14 protein-coding genes are annotated in these 16,009 nt (G+C 68.6%); 6 read left to right on the top strand and 8 right to left on the bottom strand.

Annotated features, from left to right (window positions below; all coding sequences use genetic code 11):
- Positions 1 to 21: 21 nt before the first annotated feature.
- A complete protein-coding gene (locus WMF33_RS05775) occupies positions 22 to 591 on the bottom strand; it encodes a GrpB family protein (RefSeq protein WP_437336199.1) in 570 nt (189 codons plus the stop codon).
- 620 nt (positions 592 to 1,211) lie between these two features.
- Here WMF33_RS05775 and WMF33_RS05770 point away from each other — a divergent pair.
- Together WMF33_RS05770 and WMF33_RS05765 are read left to right on the top strand one after the other, a co-directional pair.
- Positions 1,212 to 1,541: a hypothetical protein gene (locus WMF33_RS05770; RefSeq protein ID WP_437336198.1), complete on the top strand. Its 330-nt coding sequence runs from the start codon at positions 1,212 to 1,214 to the stop codon at positions 1,539 to 1,541.
- A 547-nt stretch (positions 1,542 to 2,088) separates the two neighbouring features.
- A complete protein-coding gene (locus WMF33_RS05765) occupies positions 2,089 to 2,358 on the top strand; it encodes a hypothetical protein (protein WP_437336197.1) in 270 nt (89 codons plus the stop codon).
- A gap of 182 nt (positions 2,359 to 2,540) precedes the next feature.
- Here WMF33_RS05765 and WMF33_RS05760 read toward each other — a convergent pair whose 3' ends face one another.
- The 6 genes from WMF33_RS05760 to WMF33_RS05735 form a co-directional block, all read right to left on the bottom strand.
- Positions 2,541 to 2,774, bottom strand: a complete 234-nt coding sequence (locus tag WMF33_RS05760) for a hypothetical protein (protein ID WP_437336196.1) — start codon at positions 2,772 to 2,774, stop codon at positions 2,541 to 2,543.
- Entirely contained in the window at positions 2,771 to 3,412 is a 642-nt protein-coding gene (locus WMF33_RS05755; protein WP_437336195.1) for a sigma-70 family RNA polymerase sigma factor, read from the bottom strand. Before WMF33_RS05755 ends, WMF33_RS05760 begins: the two co-directional genes overlap by 4 nt.
- Positions 3,413 to 3,646: 234 nt before the next feature.
- Positions 3,647 to 5,236 (bottom strand): IS1182 family transposase, encoded by a 1,590-nt coding sequence (locus tag WMF33_RS05750; protein WP_437336194.1) that lies wholly within the window; start codon positions 5,234 to 5,236, stop codon positions 3,647 to 3,649.
- A gap of 757 nt (positions 5,237 to 5,993) precedes the next feature.
- Positions 5,994 to 6,314 carry a hypothetical protein gene (locus WMF33_RS05745; RefSeq protein ID WP_437336193.1) on the bottom strand — a complete coding sequence of 107 codons (321 nt, stop codon included), beginning with the start codon at positions 6,312 to 6,314 and terminating at the stop codon, positions 5,994 to 5,996.
- The gene (locus WMF33_RS05740; RefSeq protein ID WP_437336192.1) at positions 6,311 to 6,877 is read right to left on the bottom strand and encodes an RNA polymerase sigma factor; all 567 of its coding nucleotides are present in this window, start codon (positions 6,875 to 6,877) and stop codon (positions 6,311 to 6,313) included. The genes WMF33_RS05745 and WMF33_RS05740 overlap by 4 nt, the downstream gene beginning before the upstream one ends.
- The gene (locus WMF33_RS05735; RefSeq protein ID WP_437336191.1) at positions 6,874 to 7,209 is read right to left on the bottom strand and encodes a transcriptional regulator; all 336 of its coding nucleotides are present in this window, start codon (positions 7,207 to 7,209) and stop codon (positions 6,874 to 6,876) included. Before WMF33_RS05735 ends, WMF33_RS05740 begins: the two co-directional genes overlap by 4 nt.
- Before the next feature lie 430 nt (positions 7,210 to 7,639).
- On the opposite strand from WMF33_RS05735, the gene WMF33_RS05730 reads away from it, so the two are divergent.
- The 3 genes from WMF33_RS05730 (at position 7,640) to WMF33_RS05720 (ending at position 13,167) form a co-directional block, all read left to right on the top strand.
- On the top strand, positions 7,640 to 8,620 hold the full coding sequence (locus WMF33_RS05730) for a hypothetical protein (RefSeq protein WP_437336190.1): 981 nt from the start codon (positions 7,640 to 7,642) through the stop codon (positions 8,618 to 8,620).
- 209 nt (positions 8,621 to 8,829) lie between these two features.
- On the top strand, positions 8,830 to 9,897 hold the full coding sequence (locus tag WMF33_RS05725; RefSeq protein ID WP_437336189.1) for a hypothetical protein: 1,068 nt from the start codon (positions 8,830 to 8,832) through the stop codon (positions 9,895 to 9,897).
- 678 nt (positions 9,898 to 10,575) lie between these two features.
- The gene (locus WMF33_RS05720) at positions 10,576 to 13,167 is read left to right on the top strand and encodes an RTX toxin (RefSeq protein WP_437336188.1); all 2,592 of its coding nucleotides are present in this window, start codon (positions 10,576 to 10,578) and stop codon (positions 13,165 to 13,167) included.
- A gap of 97 nt (positions 13,168 to 13,264) precedes the next feature.
- Here WMF33_RS05720 and WMF33_RS05715 read toward each other — a convergent pair whose 3' ends face one another.
- Positions 13,265 to 14,851: an SNF2-related protein gene (locus WMF33_RS05715; RefSeq protein ID WP_437336187.1), complete on the bottom strand. Its 1,587-nt coding sequence runs from the start codon at positions 14,849 to 14,851 to the stop codon at positions 13,265 to 13,267.
- Positions 14,852 to 15,281: 430 nt separating this feature from the next.
- Between WMF33_RS05715 and WMF33_RS05710 the strand changes: the two genes are divergently transcribed.
- On the top strand, positions 15,282 to 15,758 hold the full coding sequence (locus tag WMF33_RS05710; RefSeq protein WP_437336186.1) for a YkgB family protein: 477 nt from the start codon (positions 15,282 to 15,284) through the stop codon (positions 15,756 to 15,758).
- Positions 15,759 to 16,009 lie beyond the last annotated feature (251 nt).

Raw genomic sequence — 16,009 nt, 5'->3', positions numbered from 1 at the left:
GCTGGTTTCCGGAGATCTCGATCACACCGGGTCGCCACTCTCGCGGGGGTGTTCGGTTCGCCATCTCTTCGCAGCGATCAATAAAGCGACGACGGTGTGACCTTTGCGCTCCGAGTACGTCAGAAGGGTCCTCGCCCCACTCTGCCACGCTTCCTTTTTCGAGCGCGCATACTCGGCAGCCGCGTCCCCATGGGCCCGCAGGAAGTCCCGAAGGAGAAGGTTGTCGTGCCAGAGGCTGGCCCCCCACTCGACGACCGCAAGGTTGGTGTCGTGCGCGCCTCTTCGCCGGAAATACTCGCGTCCGGCTACGCCAGCTTCGCCGAGGTACTGGTACCCGAGCGCCTCGAGTGCTCTCCTGTCATGCGCGGCCAGCGGCCACTCGAGAGGCGCGACGAGAATGTCGATGATCGGCTTGGCCGCCATTCCGGGGATCGAGGTGCTGCCAAAGTGCTGCACCTCTCGGACCCGGTCGCCGAGAGCGTTCGACAACTCATCCGCATCTAGAGTGTACCAGATCGGCCATCGAGGGTCGTAGTCGACCACCTTGATCGGCTCATCGATGTCATCGTCATTTCTGCTCAGACGGCTCATGTTTGTCGCTATCCCCGGATGTGCGGACCCGGCCGCTGCACCGCACCATTTATCAGAAGCGCGACGGCTACGGGAGGCGAGACTCCGGCAGAGCGACCGCGCCGCACTGCGGCCACCTCCGCTCGATCTCGGGGGCCTCGGGGACGGCGCGTCTCGCACGTCAGGCGGGGGGGAGCGGCGCGCCTACGGTGCCCCTGCGGCGACTCCGGGGGCTCAGGAGGTTGCGGCGCAAACCAGGACGGCGAACGAACTCAGGTCGACGCTCGTAAGCACCGGTCGAAGCCCCTCCGGGCCAGCACACGGCTCGCGCCGCAGAGACGACGACAATGTGGACATAATCGCAGCCTGGGTTCCCCGTTGACGCCGGCTTCCCGTAGGAGGACGGTGCCCGTGGGGGTGGATGCATGGGGTACGGGCCGAAGGGGACGGCGGGCGCGCTCGTGTTGTGCGGCTGTGCCTGTGCGCTGGTCGTCCCTCCGGCGCCGGCGAGGGCGTTCGAGTTCAGCGGCGGAGTGAGCGTGGGCGGGCTCCAGATTGGGACCGGCCCGAGGCTCGCGGTGAGCCCCTTCGGCGGGTTGCTCTGGCGCCGAGAGAGCGAGCTTCAGCTCGAGCTCCACAACATGTTCAGCGTCGTTCCTGGCGCCCGCATCGGGATCTACGATCGAACGGCCATCTCCCTGGTGCACGTCTGGAAAACAGGCAAAGTCGGCCTTGGGCCGGCCCTGTCGATCTACTCGATGCCGGTGTGCGGCCCGATGAGCTGCAACCGAGTGGTGGGGATTGCTCCGGGCGGTCACACCCAGACCGACTGGTACTTCTCCGAGCCCTTGGGCGTGTCCGTGAGCGCCAACCTGGATTGGGCCGGCGGAGATAGTCGCGTACTTCATGGTGACTGGGTGGCGATGGTCACCGCTGGACCTGTCTGGAGATTCGGGGGAGAGTCGAGATGAACAGAGCTTTTGTCGTCCTGCCTCTCGGTCTTATCGCTTGCAACTACGACGTCGGGGAGTGTTGGCTCCCCGGTGATGACCCGAGCGGCGCCGGGGGCGGCATCATCAATCCGACAGGCGCCGGAGGCTTCGGCGATGTACCGAGGAAGCCGCAAAGCACCGACGATGACGACTACTCCTACGATCTATGTAGCTCGCAGCCGGCAACGTGTACGGTTACATGGAAAGCGGGCTCGGCCGCTTGCAGAGGAAGCACGTCCAGCTGCACGACCCTGTACCAGGGCCAGCATGCGTCGCTCGATGAAGCCGAGGAGGAGTGCGAGAGGGTCAGTGGGGTCGGAAACGGCTCCGGAGCGCAGTCGTGTGGCTCTTGTGGATGGGGCACGAGCTCGAGCTCGTCCGACTGCAAAGAGGCATGCAAGGAAAAGTGCGATCAGATATTAGGACTCTGCCGTGATAACTGCCCGAGGGGCGACAAAAACTGTCTAAAGGAGTGCAGCGACGAATACAGCCGGTGCCTCAAAGACTGCGACAGGAGGTGTAAGTAATGATCGAGCTGACGTTCAAGCTAACCCCAGAAGACGGCGACCCGCGCGAAATCCTAGTGCGCATCCACGAGCCGACGCGAAACCCTCCGGAGAAAAAGTGGCCTTGGGCTGTCGTTGTTGACATCGATGGGCGCCCGTCTACTACATACGGGGTAGATCCTCTCGATGCGGTCGAGAACGGAGCCCAGCACGCCGCGATCGTGTTGCGTGGGGTCCATGGCGATGCGCTCGATCCGCCCCTCGAGCCGCGAATGAAGGAGATCCAATGAGCGACTCACGGATGCGCCAAGCCTGCCCATCGCCGGGGCCGAGGCGTACTCCGCTTCGGCTCCCTGGGTGCTGCTCGAAGACGGACGGCTCGCTCGACGCTGAGGGTCAGCCTTCGGCAGGGTCTCGGTAGGTTTCCACGAGTAGACGAGCGCCACCCCCAGCGCGTCGGTGGCGCTCGCCCTCAGCGCGCCGCCAGCGCGAGGAGGCAGGCGCGCAGCTCCTCGGCGCACTCGGGGCACAGGTCGAGGTGCCGCGCGGCCTCGCGCAGCGCCTCCGGCACCGGGGCGCCCTCCGCGACGAGCTCGGCGTACTGCGCCGCATAGTCCAGCCATTCGTCGCACGTCAGCTCGTCGGGCTTCGTCGCGAGGACGGCCTTGGCCAGATCGCGGATCTCTTCCTGGGACAGGCGCTTCATGGCGCTCCTCTCGAGGGCATCCCTCCCTGGGACGGGGTATCGAACGCTTCTCTTACGTCGTCCTCGCCGAATCCGGCCGCAGCGAGGCCTTCTCGCAGCTTGAGGCGAGCGTCGTGGGTCAGTTTGTACAGGGCATTCCGGGTCGTCCCGAGCTGCTCGGCGATCGCGGCCTGGGGCATGCCCCTGAGCTCGGCGATCAGCGCCCGGCGCTGCCGATCGGTCAGCTCGGTATCGAGCACCCGGTACAGCGCGGCGATCACTCGCTCCCTGGCCACGTGGGCGCTCGCGTCAGGGGCCGCGATCGGGATCGGCCCGCCCGCGCTCTCGGTCATCTGATCCAGCGACACATCCTTCCACCGGGCCCGCCGCAGCTCGGTGAGCGCCACGCGGATGGCGATGGTGATCGCCCAGGTGGTGAAGCGGCTGGCGCCCCGGAAGGAATCGAGCGCGCCGAGCACCTTCAGCGTGGCGTCCTGGGTCAGGTCGTCGATCACGGCGTCCCCCACCCCGGCGCGTCCGGCGAGCGCCCTCCGCAGACCTCCCCGCACGACGTCCCGCAGCTCGGAGACGGCGGCGCTCGCCTGCGCCTCGGGCTCGCGGAGGAGCCGCAGCCACTCCTCGTTCGTCCGCTCACTCATCCCGCCGCCTCGAAAAGAGTCTCCCCGCGGAAGTAAGAACCGGAGCCCCCACGGCGTCCCATGGACCGAGAAGGGGCCGCCGACGAGGCGGGCCCGAGAGACCGAATCCACGAGGGAGAGACCACCATGTCGACCGCCGACCGTACCGCCCAGCTCGCCGACATCCACGTTACGAAGCGCACGGAGCCCAGCCTAGAACGCCGAACATGTTGAAAATCATCTAATTCCAATATGTTACGCAGCCTCCTGGATCAGCCGCTGAGCCGCCTCGAGATTCTGGATCGCTGCGGCGCGCCGGAGGTCGAACAGGTTTCTCCTGGCGCCGATGTAGCGCGCGCTGTGTCCTTTGCGTGCCGCGATGTGGGCAAGCGCATGCTCCACAGCTGTCCGCTGCCGGAGCACGGCGCGTCCTGGCCCGGTCTGCTGCAACTTCCGGAACTTGCCCTGCAGAGCTTCGTCCTCGGCGATGGACACGGTCCGCCCTCGCCCCGAGGCAGCTTGCGTGCACTTGGCTCGAAGGGGGCACGCGCCGCACTCCTCGGGATCGAACTCGACCGTGTCGCCCGGCTCGAACACCTCGACCTGTCCCGCTGGACACGTGATTGTCTTGGCGCGCAGGTCGATCTTGAAATCGCGCTTGCTGAACAAATCGGGGCTTCGAGCCCGCTGGCCCCAAGGCTTCGAGAACACCTGGCCACCCGCGCGGATCACGTCGTCGACGACGGGACTGTTTACGTAGGCGCGATCAATGTGGAGCTCGACGAGGCGCAGCCGCTGACGCTGGACGTCCTCGGCGATCGGTGCGGCACCCTCTTCTTCGGGCCGATTTGCAGGCGTGACCGCGCAGGCGACAATGACGGGAAGGTCAAGATCGCGTGCGATGTGTTCCTTGTAGCCGTCGAACCGCTTCGAGCGACTCTTGCGGCCGTGGCGCATCTCGGCGTCCTCAATCGAGACACGGCGGTCGGGCGCAACCCCTTGCCGGATGCGAACGGTCCCGTCCTCGGCGGTTTCCAGGTCCTGGTCTCCCACCTGTGTGAGCGCATCCAGATACATGCGCAGCGGCTGCTCGACGACGTCGTCCAGATGGCGGTCGACCCATTGCTGCAGTGACGAGACCTGCCGCTCCAGGATCTGAATCGCCGCTGCCTTCTGTTTCGGGTCGCTCCAGTCGAGATCGAGCCCGGCCTTGATGCTGGGAGCCAGAAGCAGCGGGATGCCCGCCTTGCGGCAGATCTCCTCACGCGGACGCTCCGTGATCTTTGACACGACGCGGACGATGCTGCGTGCAGCATGGCCGAGCAGGTTGATCGTGTCTTCAACCCGCCCGGCCCCCGCTAAAGGGCGGCTATCGATGGCTACCCGCAGCGCTTTGGATACCGCGCGCCTCTCGCCCTCCGTCATCGCGCCGGACCGAACGAGCGCCACGGTCCGCTCCAGCAGCACCCGGTCCATCTCGTGCGCGACCATCCGCTCTCGGAACGCCTGTAGCGCGCCCTGCGAGAACGGCGGCGTGGCCGCACCCAGGCAGCCGAGCACCATCTGCCAGCGCAGGTCAACTACGGCCAGCTCCACCGCCTCGGCATCCGATGCGCCGACGTAGCCTTGGAGCAGCGTAACCATGCACATCAGCGCCGGCGGATGCGGCGGCTCACCTGCCCCCGTCGTCCGGTACATGCCCTCCAGCTGCTCCTGGAAGGTCTCATCGAACAGCTCGTGCCGGTGCAGCCTGAGAAAGCCGAACAGTGCTCTCACGCGTGTCAGCCGTTTCATCAGCGCCTGCTCCTGCCGCGACAGCTCCACCGGCGGCGACCATCGTTCCATCCGTGAACCTCCGGACGCGGACGAGATCATGGTCCGGGCGAGACGGTCGAGCCTTCCATCGAAGCGCCCTGGATTATCACAAAATCAACCTGATCGGTCCTCTAGTGATTATTTCTTCGTGCCAACAAGCCCGGACTACTTTTGCTATCTCGCAATAAGTTCATTGGCAAAAGTGCTTCCACGATGGAACTCGTCGGTGTCGCACCTGCGCGGCACATCGCCAGGTCTGGCGTATCCTCTCCCTGATAATGGCCCCAAGTTCATGGGGATCGTGTCTCAGAGGTACAGACCTCGGTCAGGCGTGCCGGCTGCGTCGTTCCAAGGATGGATAAACCGCATTAAGGCCGAGGTTCGGAATGTCCTGGTTCCGAGCCTGGCGCAGCAGCATATGGTTGTGAGCGAGGACGAGTTTGTTCAGTCCGGGGCTGCGGACACGCCTTATAACTTGGCCAACGTTGCCGACTTTAACAGTCTCATAGCGATGTCGCACGAGCACAACACTCCGGCGTTTGCTCTGACGGATCAGCAAATCGGCCAGACGGGCATGGTGCTGGAAACAATGAGAGCTAGCAGGAACGAGTTTGCTGCCGTGTTCACACAGTTGGCCAATACTATAGCGCGCCTAGCGCGACTGTGAGCGGCGCCGTGTACATCGCAGGTGGCGCGCTGCTCATCGTCCAGATCTGCCCACGCGAATGTGTGCGGTCCAACTAAACCGTCGAGCGCGCCGTTTGTGTCATATGCGGCCGCTGGCGCCCTACCCGCCATCCTCGGCCATCTGGGCCATGACGGAGATCTCGCGCAGGACGTCGCCCGGGAAGCAGCCCTCGTGGAGGGCGATGGCTTCGATGACCCGCGCCAGCGTGAAGAACGTGTCCCTGGGGGACGGGATGTACTCGTAGATCCGCCGTCGGTAGTTGGTCGGCACGCTGGCTGGCCATCCGCGGCGCTTCTTGTGCTCGGGGTGGTACCCCCGAGCCACGAGGAAGCGCTCGATGTCCGCGGGCGAGATCTTGCCGGTCACGGGGCGCGCGGCGACGGTGATCTGGTAGCGCCGCGTCGGGCTGCGCGGCTTCATCGGCGCCACCTCCGAAGCCGTAGGGTCAGCGCTTCCCGAGCGATCCTGAGCCTGGACGCCGCGGTGCCCGGGCTCATCCCGCGCCGTCGGGCGTACGCAACGAGGCTCTCCGGGTCGTCCACGGAGAGCAGCGCCTCCCGCTGCCAGTCGGGCAGCTCGGCGAGCGCCTCCAGGACCTCGCGCGCCTCGATCTGGGCGTGGAGGTCTGTGCCGACGGGCTCGCGGAGCCTGCCGAATGGCTGCGCGTGAAGCACTGCCCGCCGCACCCACGCGCTGTTCAGGTAGTGCCCGGCCTTGCGCCACGCGATGCCGTACAGCCACGCGCGGAGCGCCTTGCGTGGCTCGACGCGGGGATCCGGCTGGTACATGCCGCGCTTCACCGAGCGCCAGGCGCCGAGCAGGATGTCCTGCGCAACGTCGTCGCGGTCGCGCTGCGGCACGCCGCTGGAGATGAGCACGGCGACGATGACGCCGCGCTCGGCGAGGATCGCCTGCATCGTCGGCCTCTTCCGGGGATGTCGCGCGGCAGGCGGGCGGCGAGCCCCCTTCCGCGGGCGCTTCATGCGCTCCTCCCGCATGAGGGGCAGCGGTCAGCCGCAACGAGCCCGCCGAGCAGCTGCTCGACGGTGACGCCGGCCGCCTTCGCGGCACGTTGCGCGGTCGCAGGGGAGCCGTTGTCGCGCCCGCGGGCGATGCGGCGCAGGCTGTCGCGCGAGACGCCCATGACGACGGCCAAGCAGCCCCACGTGCCGTACGCGGCGCGGAGGTTGCGCAGAGCTGCACGCAGCCGCTTGCGCTGCGTGGGGGTCAAGGAAAGACAAGGTGCGGCACGGCGGCGGCGCGCGGGCGCACCTCCGCCTTGCTCGCCCGAAGGCGAACGGACTACGGTCAGCATGTCGGACTCCGGGGATTCGGGGTTCGGCCACGCTGCCCGGTGCGTTGGCGCGCACGCGGGCAGCACTCTTCTGGCCGGAGCCTACGGCCCGGGATCCAACTGCGACCACCTCAATCAGGCGGAGGGGTCAAACGCGACCACTACCGGAAGGCCCGGCGTGAGGGGGTTCGAACCCCCCCTCGAGTAGATGTCCGGCCAGGCATGAGGGGGGGGTCGACCCCCCCTCGAGCAGGCATAAGGCCAGATCTGGCGGGGCTCGACCGCCGCTCCCACCCCTGCACGGCCAGGTCCGAAGGGGGGCGACCCCCTCCGTGTGCCGCTGCTGCTTCCACGGCCGCCGTCCCTCTGGTACGTGAGCCCCTGCGCGCCCTGGCTGCCGGCTCCGCGGCGCTCGCGCGACGTCGAGCCAGGCGCAAGGAGGGTCGTCTCCATGCCCAGGAACATCCGTCGTGCCGTCGCGTCGGCGGCTGCCGCCGCGCTCCTCTCCGCCTCGGCAGGCGCCGCGGCCGCGCCGCCGTCCGGCGCCCGCGACCGGCTTGTGGCGCAGGCGCACACCGCGGTCGACGAGGGGCGGCTCGCCGACGCGCGCGAGCTGTGGATGGCCGTGTGGAAGCTCGAGCGCTCCCAGGTGGCGGCCTGCAACATCGGCGCGCTGTCGTTCCGGATCGGCGACATGCCGGCCGCCGTGCGCTGGCTGTCGCTCTGCAAGGAGATCATGCGCGCGCCGCGGACCCCCGACGAGCGCGCGCTCTACGAGTCGCGGCTCGTCGACCTCGCCCGCGCGCGCCAGCTCGCCGGCGAGCTCCGCATCCTCGCGCCCGCGGGCGCGACGGTCACCATCGACGGCGCGCCGGCCGAGATCGAGGGCGACGCGCCCGTCCCCGTCGAGCCCGGGCGCCGCGTCGTGCGCGCGGCGCTGGACGGCAAGACGGCCTCAACCGAGGTCGACGTCCCGCGCGGCGAGACGCGGGAGGTGAGGCTCACCTTCCCCCCGCCGCCGGCCGAATCGCCGCCCCCCGAAGGCGCGCGCGCGGCGCTGACCAGCCCCCCGCCGCCTCCGCCAGCGTGGCCCCGGCCCGACGGCACCCTCGTCACGGGCGGCCTCGGCCTGTCCGCCACCCTCGCGGCGGCCGGCGGCGTGCTGCTCATCGGCGCCGAGAAGCGCGAGGAGGCGGTCCTCGCCGCCGCCCGCGCCGCGGGGCCGAACGGCTGCTTCCGCGTGCGCTGGCCGATGTGCCAGCAGGCCGCCGCGGCCCACGGCGAGATGCGCACCTTCCGGCAACTCGGGGTGGCCGGGCTCATCACCGGAGGCGCGGTCCTGGCGGTCACGCTCGGATACACGTTCTACCCGCGCGCTCAGGCCGATGTGCGGGTGTCCGCGGATGGCTTTACGATCAGCGGCGTCTTCTAACCACGGATTCGACATCGATCCTGGCCTGACCCGCGCGTGACCGGACGGCGGCGTCCGCGCGCCGCTCGCTGGCGAAAACTTGCGTGACGGCCGCACGCCGAGCGCGGCATAGTGAGCCCGTTCGAGGATCAGGCCAACGACTCTCCCGGCGGATTGGGGCCGCCGGGGCTGCCGGCTGCCCAGCCTTGTGCCGGAGGACTGGACGTACGATGAGCTCTGTCAAGCTTTGTATCGGTGGCTTTTTATTTCTCACAGGTGTGGCGCTTTCTTTTGCATGTGGTGACGAGCCGTACGTGGGGGGCGACTGCGCGACCACGGACGATTGCCTGTCCGAGGGGCAGAGCGCGCCGGGGACGGTGTGCATCAACGAGCGCTGCACGTGCGCCGAGCCGGGCAAGGTGGTCTGCTGCGCGCGCGGCGAGGAGGAGCCAGGCTGCTTCCTGATGTGCCGGCCCTGCGACGAGTGCGCGGAGGGGACGGCGGAGTGCTCTGGCGTGATCGACCCGTCGGCGCAGTGCGAGACCGACGCGGAGTGCCCTGGTCCGCCGGATCCGCGGTGCGGCGCGGGGCGCTGCGTCGAGGGGAAATGCGAGCTCGAGATCAAGCCGGGTCGGCTCGCCTCGCAGCTCCGCGGCGACTGCAAGCAGGACGAGTGCACGGAGGAGGGGCGCGTGGTCAGCGTGCCGGCGTACGACGTGTACAACGACGGCAACCAGTGCACGAACGATCTCTGCGATTATGACCGGCCGCTCAACGCGCTGCTCGACGGGGTGATCTGCCCGATCTCGGGCTCGGGTCGGTGCCATGAGGGGCGGTGCGTCGAGTGCCTCGATGAGGATCCCACGCTGCACTGCGCGGTCGGGCTGGCGTGTGATGGCGTGTTCTGCGTGCCGGCCCACTGCGTCAACATGGTGTTCGATGCTGGGCGCGGAGAGACGGCCCAGGACTGCGGTGGAGCGTGCAAACCGTGCAGGAACGGGGATCCATGCGACGCCGGTACGGACTGTCAATCAAAGGTCTGCGCGATGGCGCATTGCAAGGCGCCGACGTGCGACGACGGCGTGAAGAACGGCGACGAAACCGGCGTGGACTGCAGCGGTTCATGCCCCCGCCGCTGCCCGGACGGCGGCGGCTGCACGTCGGGAGATGACTGCGCGAGCGGCGTCTGCTGGGCCGGCGCGTGCGAGGAGCCGAGCTGCAAGGACGGCGTGGAGAACGGCGACGAGCTCGGCGTGGACTGCGGCGGCAAGGGGTGCGACGCGGCCTGTCCGGGGTGAGCGGTCGGCCGCGTCCCCGCGCTGTACCAAAGTAGGGGGACCTCGAGCACGATGTTGCGCGCGCCATCGACGAAGGACAGGCGAAGCGCGGACTCGCTCCGGTCGCGGTCGATGCTCTCGGGCCATGACCAGTCGACGTGCGACAGAAAGCGCGCTCCCGAATCAGCGCATCATCCAAGCGAGACATGATACCAGCAAGTCTCGCGTCAGGTTGCCGCCGGATGAATCCGACCTTACCGATGGCGGAATCGGCTGTCTGCGGCGCGCCCGCCCGGGCGCCGCTGCGCCGCTGCGCCGCGGGGCGCGCTCGGCTCGTCGAGCCCAGGGGCCCCCAGCGTGACATGTCACGTTGGGACCAGGACATGTCACGGGACACAGCGTGACACGTCCCCCCGGGACGCGGCGCGGCGTCATCGAGACGGAGCGCCTCCCGGGCGGCGCGCTCCTGGCCGTGGCAGGCGCCGCGCGCCGAGGAGCGCCTGGAGGCGAGGGCGACGCGCCTGCGGCGGACTGGCACGCCGCTTGTATAACGGCAAAACGGGCGCGCGCCCGGCGCCGGTCCGAACCACGGCGCGACGCCGGGCAGCCGCGGACCCGGGCCCGCCGGGGCCGCTCCCTCTACGTCCGTCGCTTCGTGCCGGTCTGGCGCTCCGGACCGGCCTGGAGGTGCTTTCCCTCATGTCCCTCGAAGCAGATAACGATTCTTTCGCCGTACGCTCGCGCGACGGCGATCCCTTCACCCCGCCCCCGCGCGATGCATCCGCGCGGAGGCCCTCTGTCTGGCTGGCGCTCGCGGCGGTCGCGCTGTCCGTGCTCGGGTGCCATGGAGACGAGCCCGGGCAGCTCGCCGCGGACGACTCCGAGCTCATCGCGGCCCCGCAGGCGCTCGTGTCGGACGACACGCCGCTCGACATCCGCGCCCGCAAGCCTCGCTTGAGCGTGGGCTATGCCCATGCTTGCGCGGTGAAGCCGGACGCCACGCTCGCCTGCTGGGGGGGCAATGCTCAGGGCCAGTCTACATGGTCTGACGAGAATGTCTATCAGGTGAGCGTAGACAGGTATCACACGTGCACGCTGTACGAGTATGGCACAGTATACTGCAAGGGGCGCAACAACGAAGGTCAGCTCGACGCGCCCAACGAGGAGTTCGTGCAGGTCGACGCAGGCCGCTTCCACACCTGCGGCCTGAAAGTGGACGGCACGGCGGTGTGCTGGGGAGATGACACGCTCGACAAAGCCTCGCCGCCCGTTGGCGTCACCTTCGTCCAGGTCGACGCGGGGCTCCACTTCTCGTGCGGGCTGAAGGCGGACGGCGATGTGGTGTGCTGGGGGCAAGGGTACACCGGGAATTCCTTGTCGCTCTCCTCGAGGTTCAGCCAGATCAGCGTCGGCGGTGGCCGCGGCTGCGGCGTCACGATGACCGGCACGATCGCTTGCTGGGGGTCGTCGTTGTTTTCGCCCCCTTCCGGCACGTTCACCCAGGTCGGCGTGGGAGATAACCACGTGTGCGGGCTGAAGACGAACGGAGAGATCGCGTGCTCGGGCAACAGCTCTGTGTACGATGTCTCAGTGTTGCCCCCCACGGGCACGTTCACCGAAATCAGCGTGCAGTACGGGAACAACTGCGCCACGCGGACTGACGGCGCGATGGTCTGCTGGGGCGTGGATGCCGGGGTGACGAACCCTCCCAGCGACACCTTCGGGCGGAACATCGTCTCGTCGGGCGGCTGGCACTCCTGCGTGCTGCGGCCGAACGGCGAGGTGCTCTGCTGGGGCAGCGACTCCTCTCTACAAGCGACGCCGCCCGCCGGGACGTTCACCCAGATCAGCGCGGGCGACAGTCACAACTGCGGCGTGAGGACCGACGGCACGGTGTCCTGCTGGGGCAGCGACCTCTTCGATAAGTCGACGCCGCCCACCGGGACGTTCACGCAGGTCAGCGTGGGCAGCAACCATAGCTGCGGGGTGAAGACCGACGGCACGCTGTCTTGCTGGGGCATCGACTCCTCTCTAGAATTGGCGCCGCCCACCGGGACGTTCACGCAGGTCAGCGCGGGCGGCAGCCATTCGTGCGCGCTGAGGACGAGCGGCCTGGTGGTTTGCTGGGGCGCAAACAGCGAGGGCCAGTCCGCCCAGCAGGTCGGCTCGTTCATCCAGGTCAGCGCCGGGGGCAACCATAGCTGCGGCGTGAGGCCGAACGGTACAGTGGTTTGCTGGGGCGCGGACGACGTGGAGTCCTCGACGCCGACCGGCACGTTCAGGCAGGTCACCTCAGGGATGGGACATAGCTGCGCAATCACCGATTCCGGGAACGTACGTTGCTGGGGGAACAACACGCACAACCAGACCTCGGAGCCGGTCGGCAAGTTCGTTCAGATCAGCGCGGGCAGGGATCATACGTGCGGCGTAGATATCCACATGGGGGTGCACTGCTGGGGATGGGAAATGTCGGACCGGACCGTGCCACCCACCGACGTGTTCACCCAGATCACCGCGGGCAGGGATCATACGTGCGGCTTGAAGGCCGATGAGAAGCTGAAATGCTGGGGCGCCAACTGGGACGGCCGGAGCGACGAGAGCCCGCACACGTTCACCCAGATCAGCGCCGGCCAGACCCACACGTGCGGCGTGAAGGTGGACGGCACGGTGGCGTGCCAGGGATCGCTCGAAGCCGATACGCTCACCGTGCCCAGCGGCCAATTCCTTCAGGTCAGCGCGGGCGGCTCCCACACCTGCGGGATCAGGACCGACCACACGGCGCACTGCTGGCAGGACCCCTACCACGACCATGGCCAGACGGTCGATACTCCCTCCGGCACGGTCGCCCAGATCAGCGCGGGGTTGTTGAACGCCTGCGCGGTGATGGCGGACGGCACGATCAACTGCTGGGGAGAGAACTATTCCGGTCAGAGCGCCGACCAGACCACGGGCTCGTTTACCCAGGTCAGCACGCGCTACGCGCATAGCTGCGCGCTGAAGGCAGATGGCACGATCAAGTGCTGGGGGATCGATCTGTACGGCCGGGCCACGCCGCCGTCGGGCACGTTCACCCAGGTGGGCGTCGGCAACTACTTCTCCTGCGGGCTGAGGTCGAACAACACGGTGACCTGCTGGGGGCACATCTATGGTGCTACCGCGAGCGCTCCGTCCGGCAGCTTCACCCAGATCGCCGTCGGCGCCGACCACGCCTGCGCGCTGAGGACGAACGGCATGGTCCAGTGCTGGGGCGCCAACTCGTATTACCAGATCGTGCCCCCCCTCCCGGAGTGAGGACCGCAGAGGGCGTTGACGAGGGTGGGCGAGGCGCGCCGAGCTCCTTGCTCATCGCCTCGAGCGCGAAGTCGTCGGCTCCACTGCAGGGCGCGCCTCAATCGGCTCCGGCGAGCAGCCGCTCGATCTCGTGCATCGTCTCGACGTCGTCGCCGACCAGCGCCTTCATCGACTGGATCCTGCGGCACACGATCGCGGCGATCTTCTCTTCGACGGTGCCGTCGGCATAGGCCCAGTAGACCTGCGCGAAACGTCCATCGCGGTGACAGCGGCCCTCGATCTGCGCCATCTGGATCGCCGACCACCGCAGATCGTGGATCACCTCCGAGCGCGGGACCTCGTTGTGCTCTCCCTGGTGGAGCGAGATCCCTTCTTCCACGGTGAAGAGCGCGACGCGCGGCTCGCCGCGCTGGAAGCGGAGGCGCTCGGCCTCCTTCTCGCCGGCCGGCATCGCGCCGTGGATCAGCGCGCACGGGACGCGCTCGCGGGCCAGCGCGGCCTGCACGGCCTCGAGCGTCTCCAGGAAGGCGACGGAGACCGCGACCTGATGCCCGTTGTCGAGCAGCTCACGCACGAGCTCCACGGTGCCCGCCACGCGGATGAGCGAGCTCTTCTGCCGCAGGCGCAGCGTCGCGGCGAGGGCCGACCTCGGGTTCGCGCCCTTCGGCACGAGCTCCATCTCCCGGCGGAACGCGGTCCACGCGCGCGCGTAGAGCTCGCGCGCGGAGGCGTCGAGCTCGATGGGGGTGAGGATGCGGTTGATCTCGGGCCAGCCGGCCACGTCCTCCGGGCGACGCCGCATCCCCACCGCGGGGCGGCCGTCGAACAGGAGCGCGCGCACCTTCTCGCAGTCCGCCGGATCGCCGCGCCAGTCCCACCTGCCGAACGCGCCGCGCGTGACCCCGAGCCCCTGGCCTTCGCACCACTGCTCGAAGTCCTTGAGATCCGCGGAGCGGCTCCCGGTCGCGCTCGCCAAGAGCGGCGCGAGATACGATAGCTCCAGCGGGTTCTGCCCCGCGGTGGCCGAGAGCCAAAGCACGAACCCTGCGCGTGCGTTGAGCTTCACCGCGAGCTTGGAGCGCGCCGCCGCCGGGTTCTTGCAGCGGTGGCTCTCGTCCCAGATCACCACGTCGAACTCCGCGGCGCTGCCGGCGCGCGCGAGGCCCTTCTTCGATCGGATCCTTCGCCGCGCCTCCGGGGTCACCTCGAAGAGCTTGCCGAGCCGATCATAATTGATGATGACGATCTCTTTGCCTGCGTCGCCCATCGCCTCGACCGTGCGGCGCCAGTGCGCGACGACGGCGAGCGGGCAAACGATCAGCACCGTCGCGACGTCCGGCATCCGGAGGACCGCGGCCCAGGCGGTGATCGTCTTGCCGAGGCCGACGTCGTCGGCGAGGAGGAACCCGGCGCGCCTCTCGCCCTTCGCGGCGGCGATGGCCCGCACGCCGTCCAGCTGGTGCGGGCGGAGGACGATCGCCCCCGTGGGGGCGGCCGGCGCGGGCGCTGGGTCGTCGTTGAGCTCGCGCTCGATGCGTCGCTCCCACGAGTATGGCGCGGCGCGGAACGGCGCGAGGGCCGGCGGGAGCGTCTCTGCGCGAGCGACGAACACGCCGTGCGCCGCGTCCCAGCGCGCGCCGCTCGCGGACGCGACCGCGCGCATCGCGAACGGGACGTCGAGCACATGGGCTCGCTCCGGCGCCGTACGCGGAGCAGCGACCGCTGGAGCGGCCGCGCCGGGGGCTCTACGAGGGGCCGAGACCGTTCGCTTGGCGCGCATCGTCGTCATGACGGCCCTGATACCAGCGCGGCCGCGCGATTGCGCAGGAATCGGCCTTCATGGCGAGGGGTCGAGCCTTCCCCAGCCAGCGCGCTGGGCCGGCCGGCCGCCACGGGTGGCCCCCGCGAACGCCCCTGGAGGAACCCGCTCGGGACCAGCGCGGGTACGGTGGGCGGACGCCGCTGCGAGCCAGCGCCGAGGGGGAGCTTGCTAGAGCGACAAACGGGTTGAAACCGCTCGAAAGAGCAGAAATTCGAACCGCCAAGGCGCCAAGGACGCCAAGATTTTGTTCTCTTCTTGGCGTCCTTGGCGGTTAATTTCTCGGTCGATCAACGTGATCGTTGTTCTAGCCGAGTGGGGCGTCCGGATCGAGGCCCTCGGCGGCCGCCTGCTCCGCGCCGGTCTGGCGCTCACGCTGCTGTGGATCGGCGGCATGAAGTTCACCGGGCTCGAGGCGCAGGCGATCCGCCCCTTCATCGAGAACAGCCCGCTGTTCTCCTGGACGTATCCCGTGCTGGGGTTCCAGGGCATGTCCAACCTGCTCGGCATCACCGAGATCGCGATCGGCCTCGCGATCCTGTCCCGGCCGTGGTCCGCTCGGATCGCGGCGGTCGGCAGCCTGCTCGGGGTGCTGACGTTCCTGAGCACGCTCAGCTTCCTGATCACGACGCCCGGGGTGTGGGCCGATGACATCGGCGGGTTCCCCGCGATCGGCGCGCTCGGTCAGTTCCTGATCAAGGACGTGGCCCTGCTGGCGATCTCGGTCTGGTCCCTCGGGGAGGCGCTCCGCGCTGCACGTCGCGAGGCGTAGGGCCAAGCCGGCGACGATGGCGACGAGCGTCCGTCGAGCGGCTCGCGACCGATCACCTGCGCCGTCCGAGGGAGAATCCATGACGGGCCACGGTGCCCGGAGAGCCGTGATCCGGACTCGACCATCGCGAAAAAGCGTTGAACGATCCGGCGCGCTCCGGGCACGGACGGGGAGCCATCGCCCGTCGCTTCTCACCGACCGCCCGGCCCCTTCCTTCGTGAAGGGCCCGGCTGCCCGGAGGTCTCATGCTC

This window comes from Sorangium sp. So ce394, assembly GCF_051474665.1.
GTDB classification, from domain to species: Bacteria; Myxococcota_A; Polyangia; order Polyangiales; family Polyangiaceae; genus Sorangium; species Sorangium cellulosum_D.
Note: the sequence above shows the minus strand (reverse complement) of the source record. Positions and strands in the feature narration are given on the sequence as shown.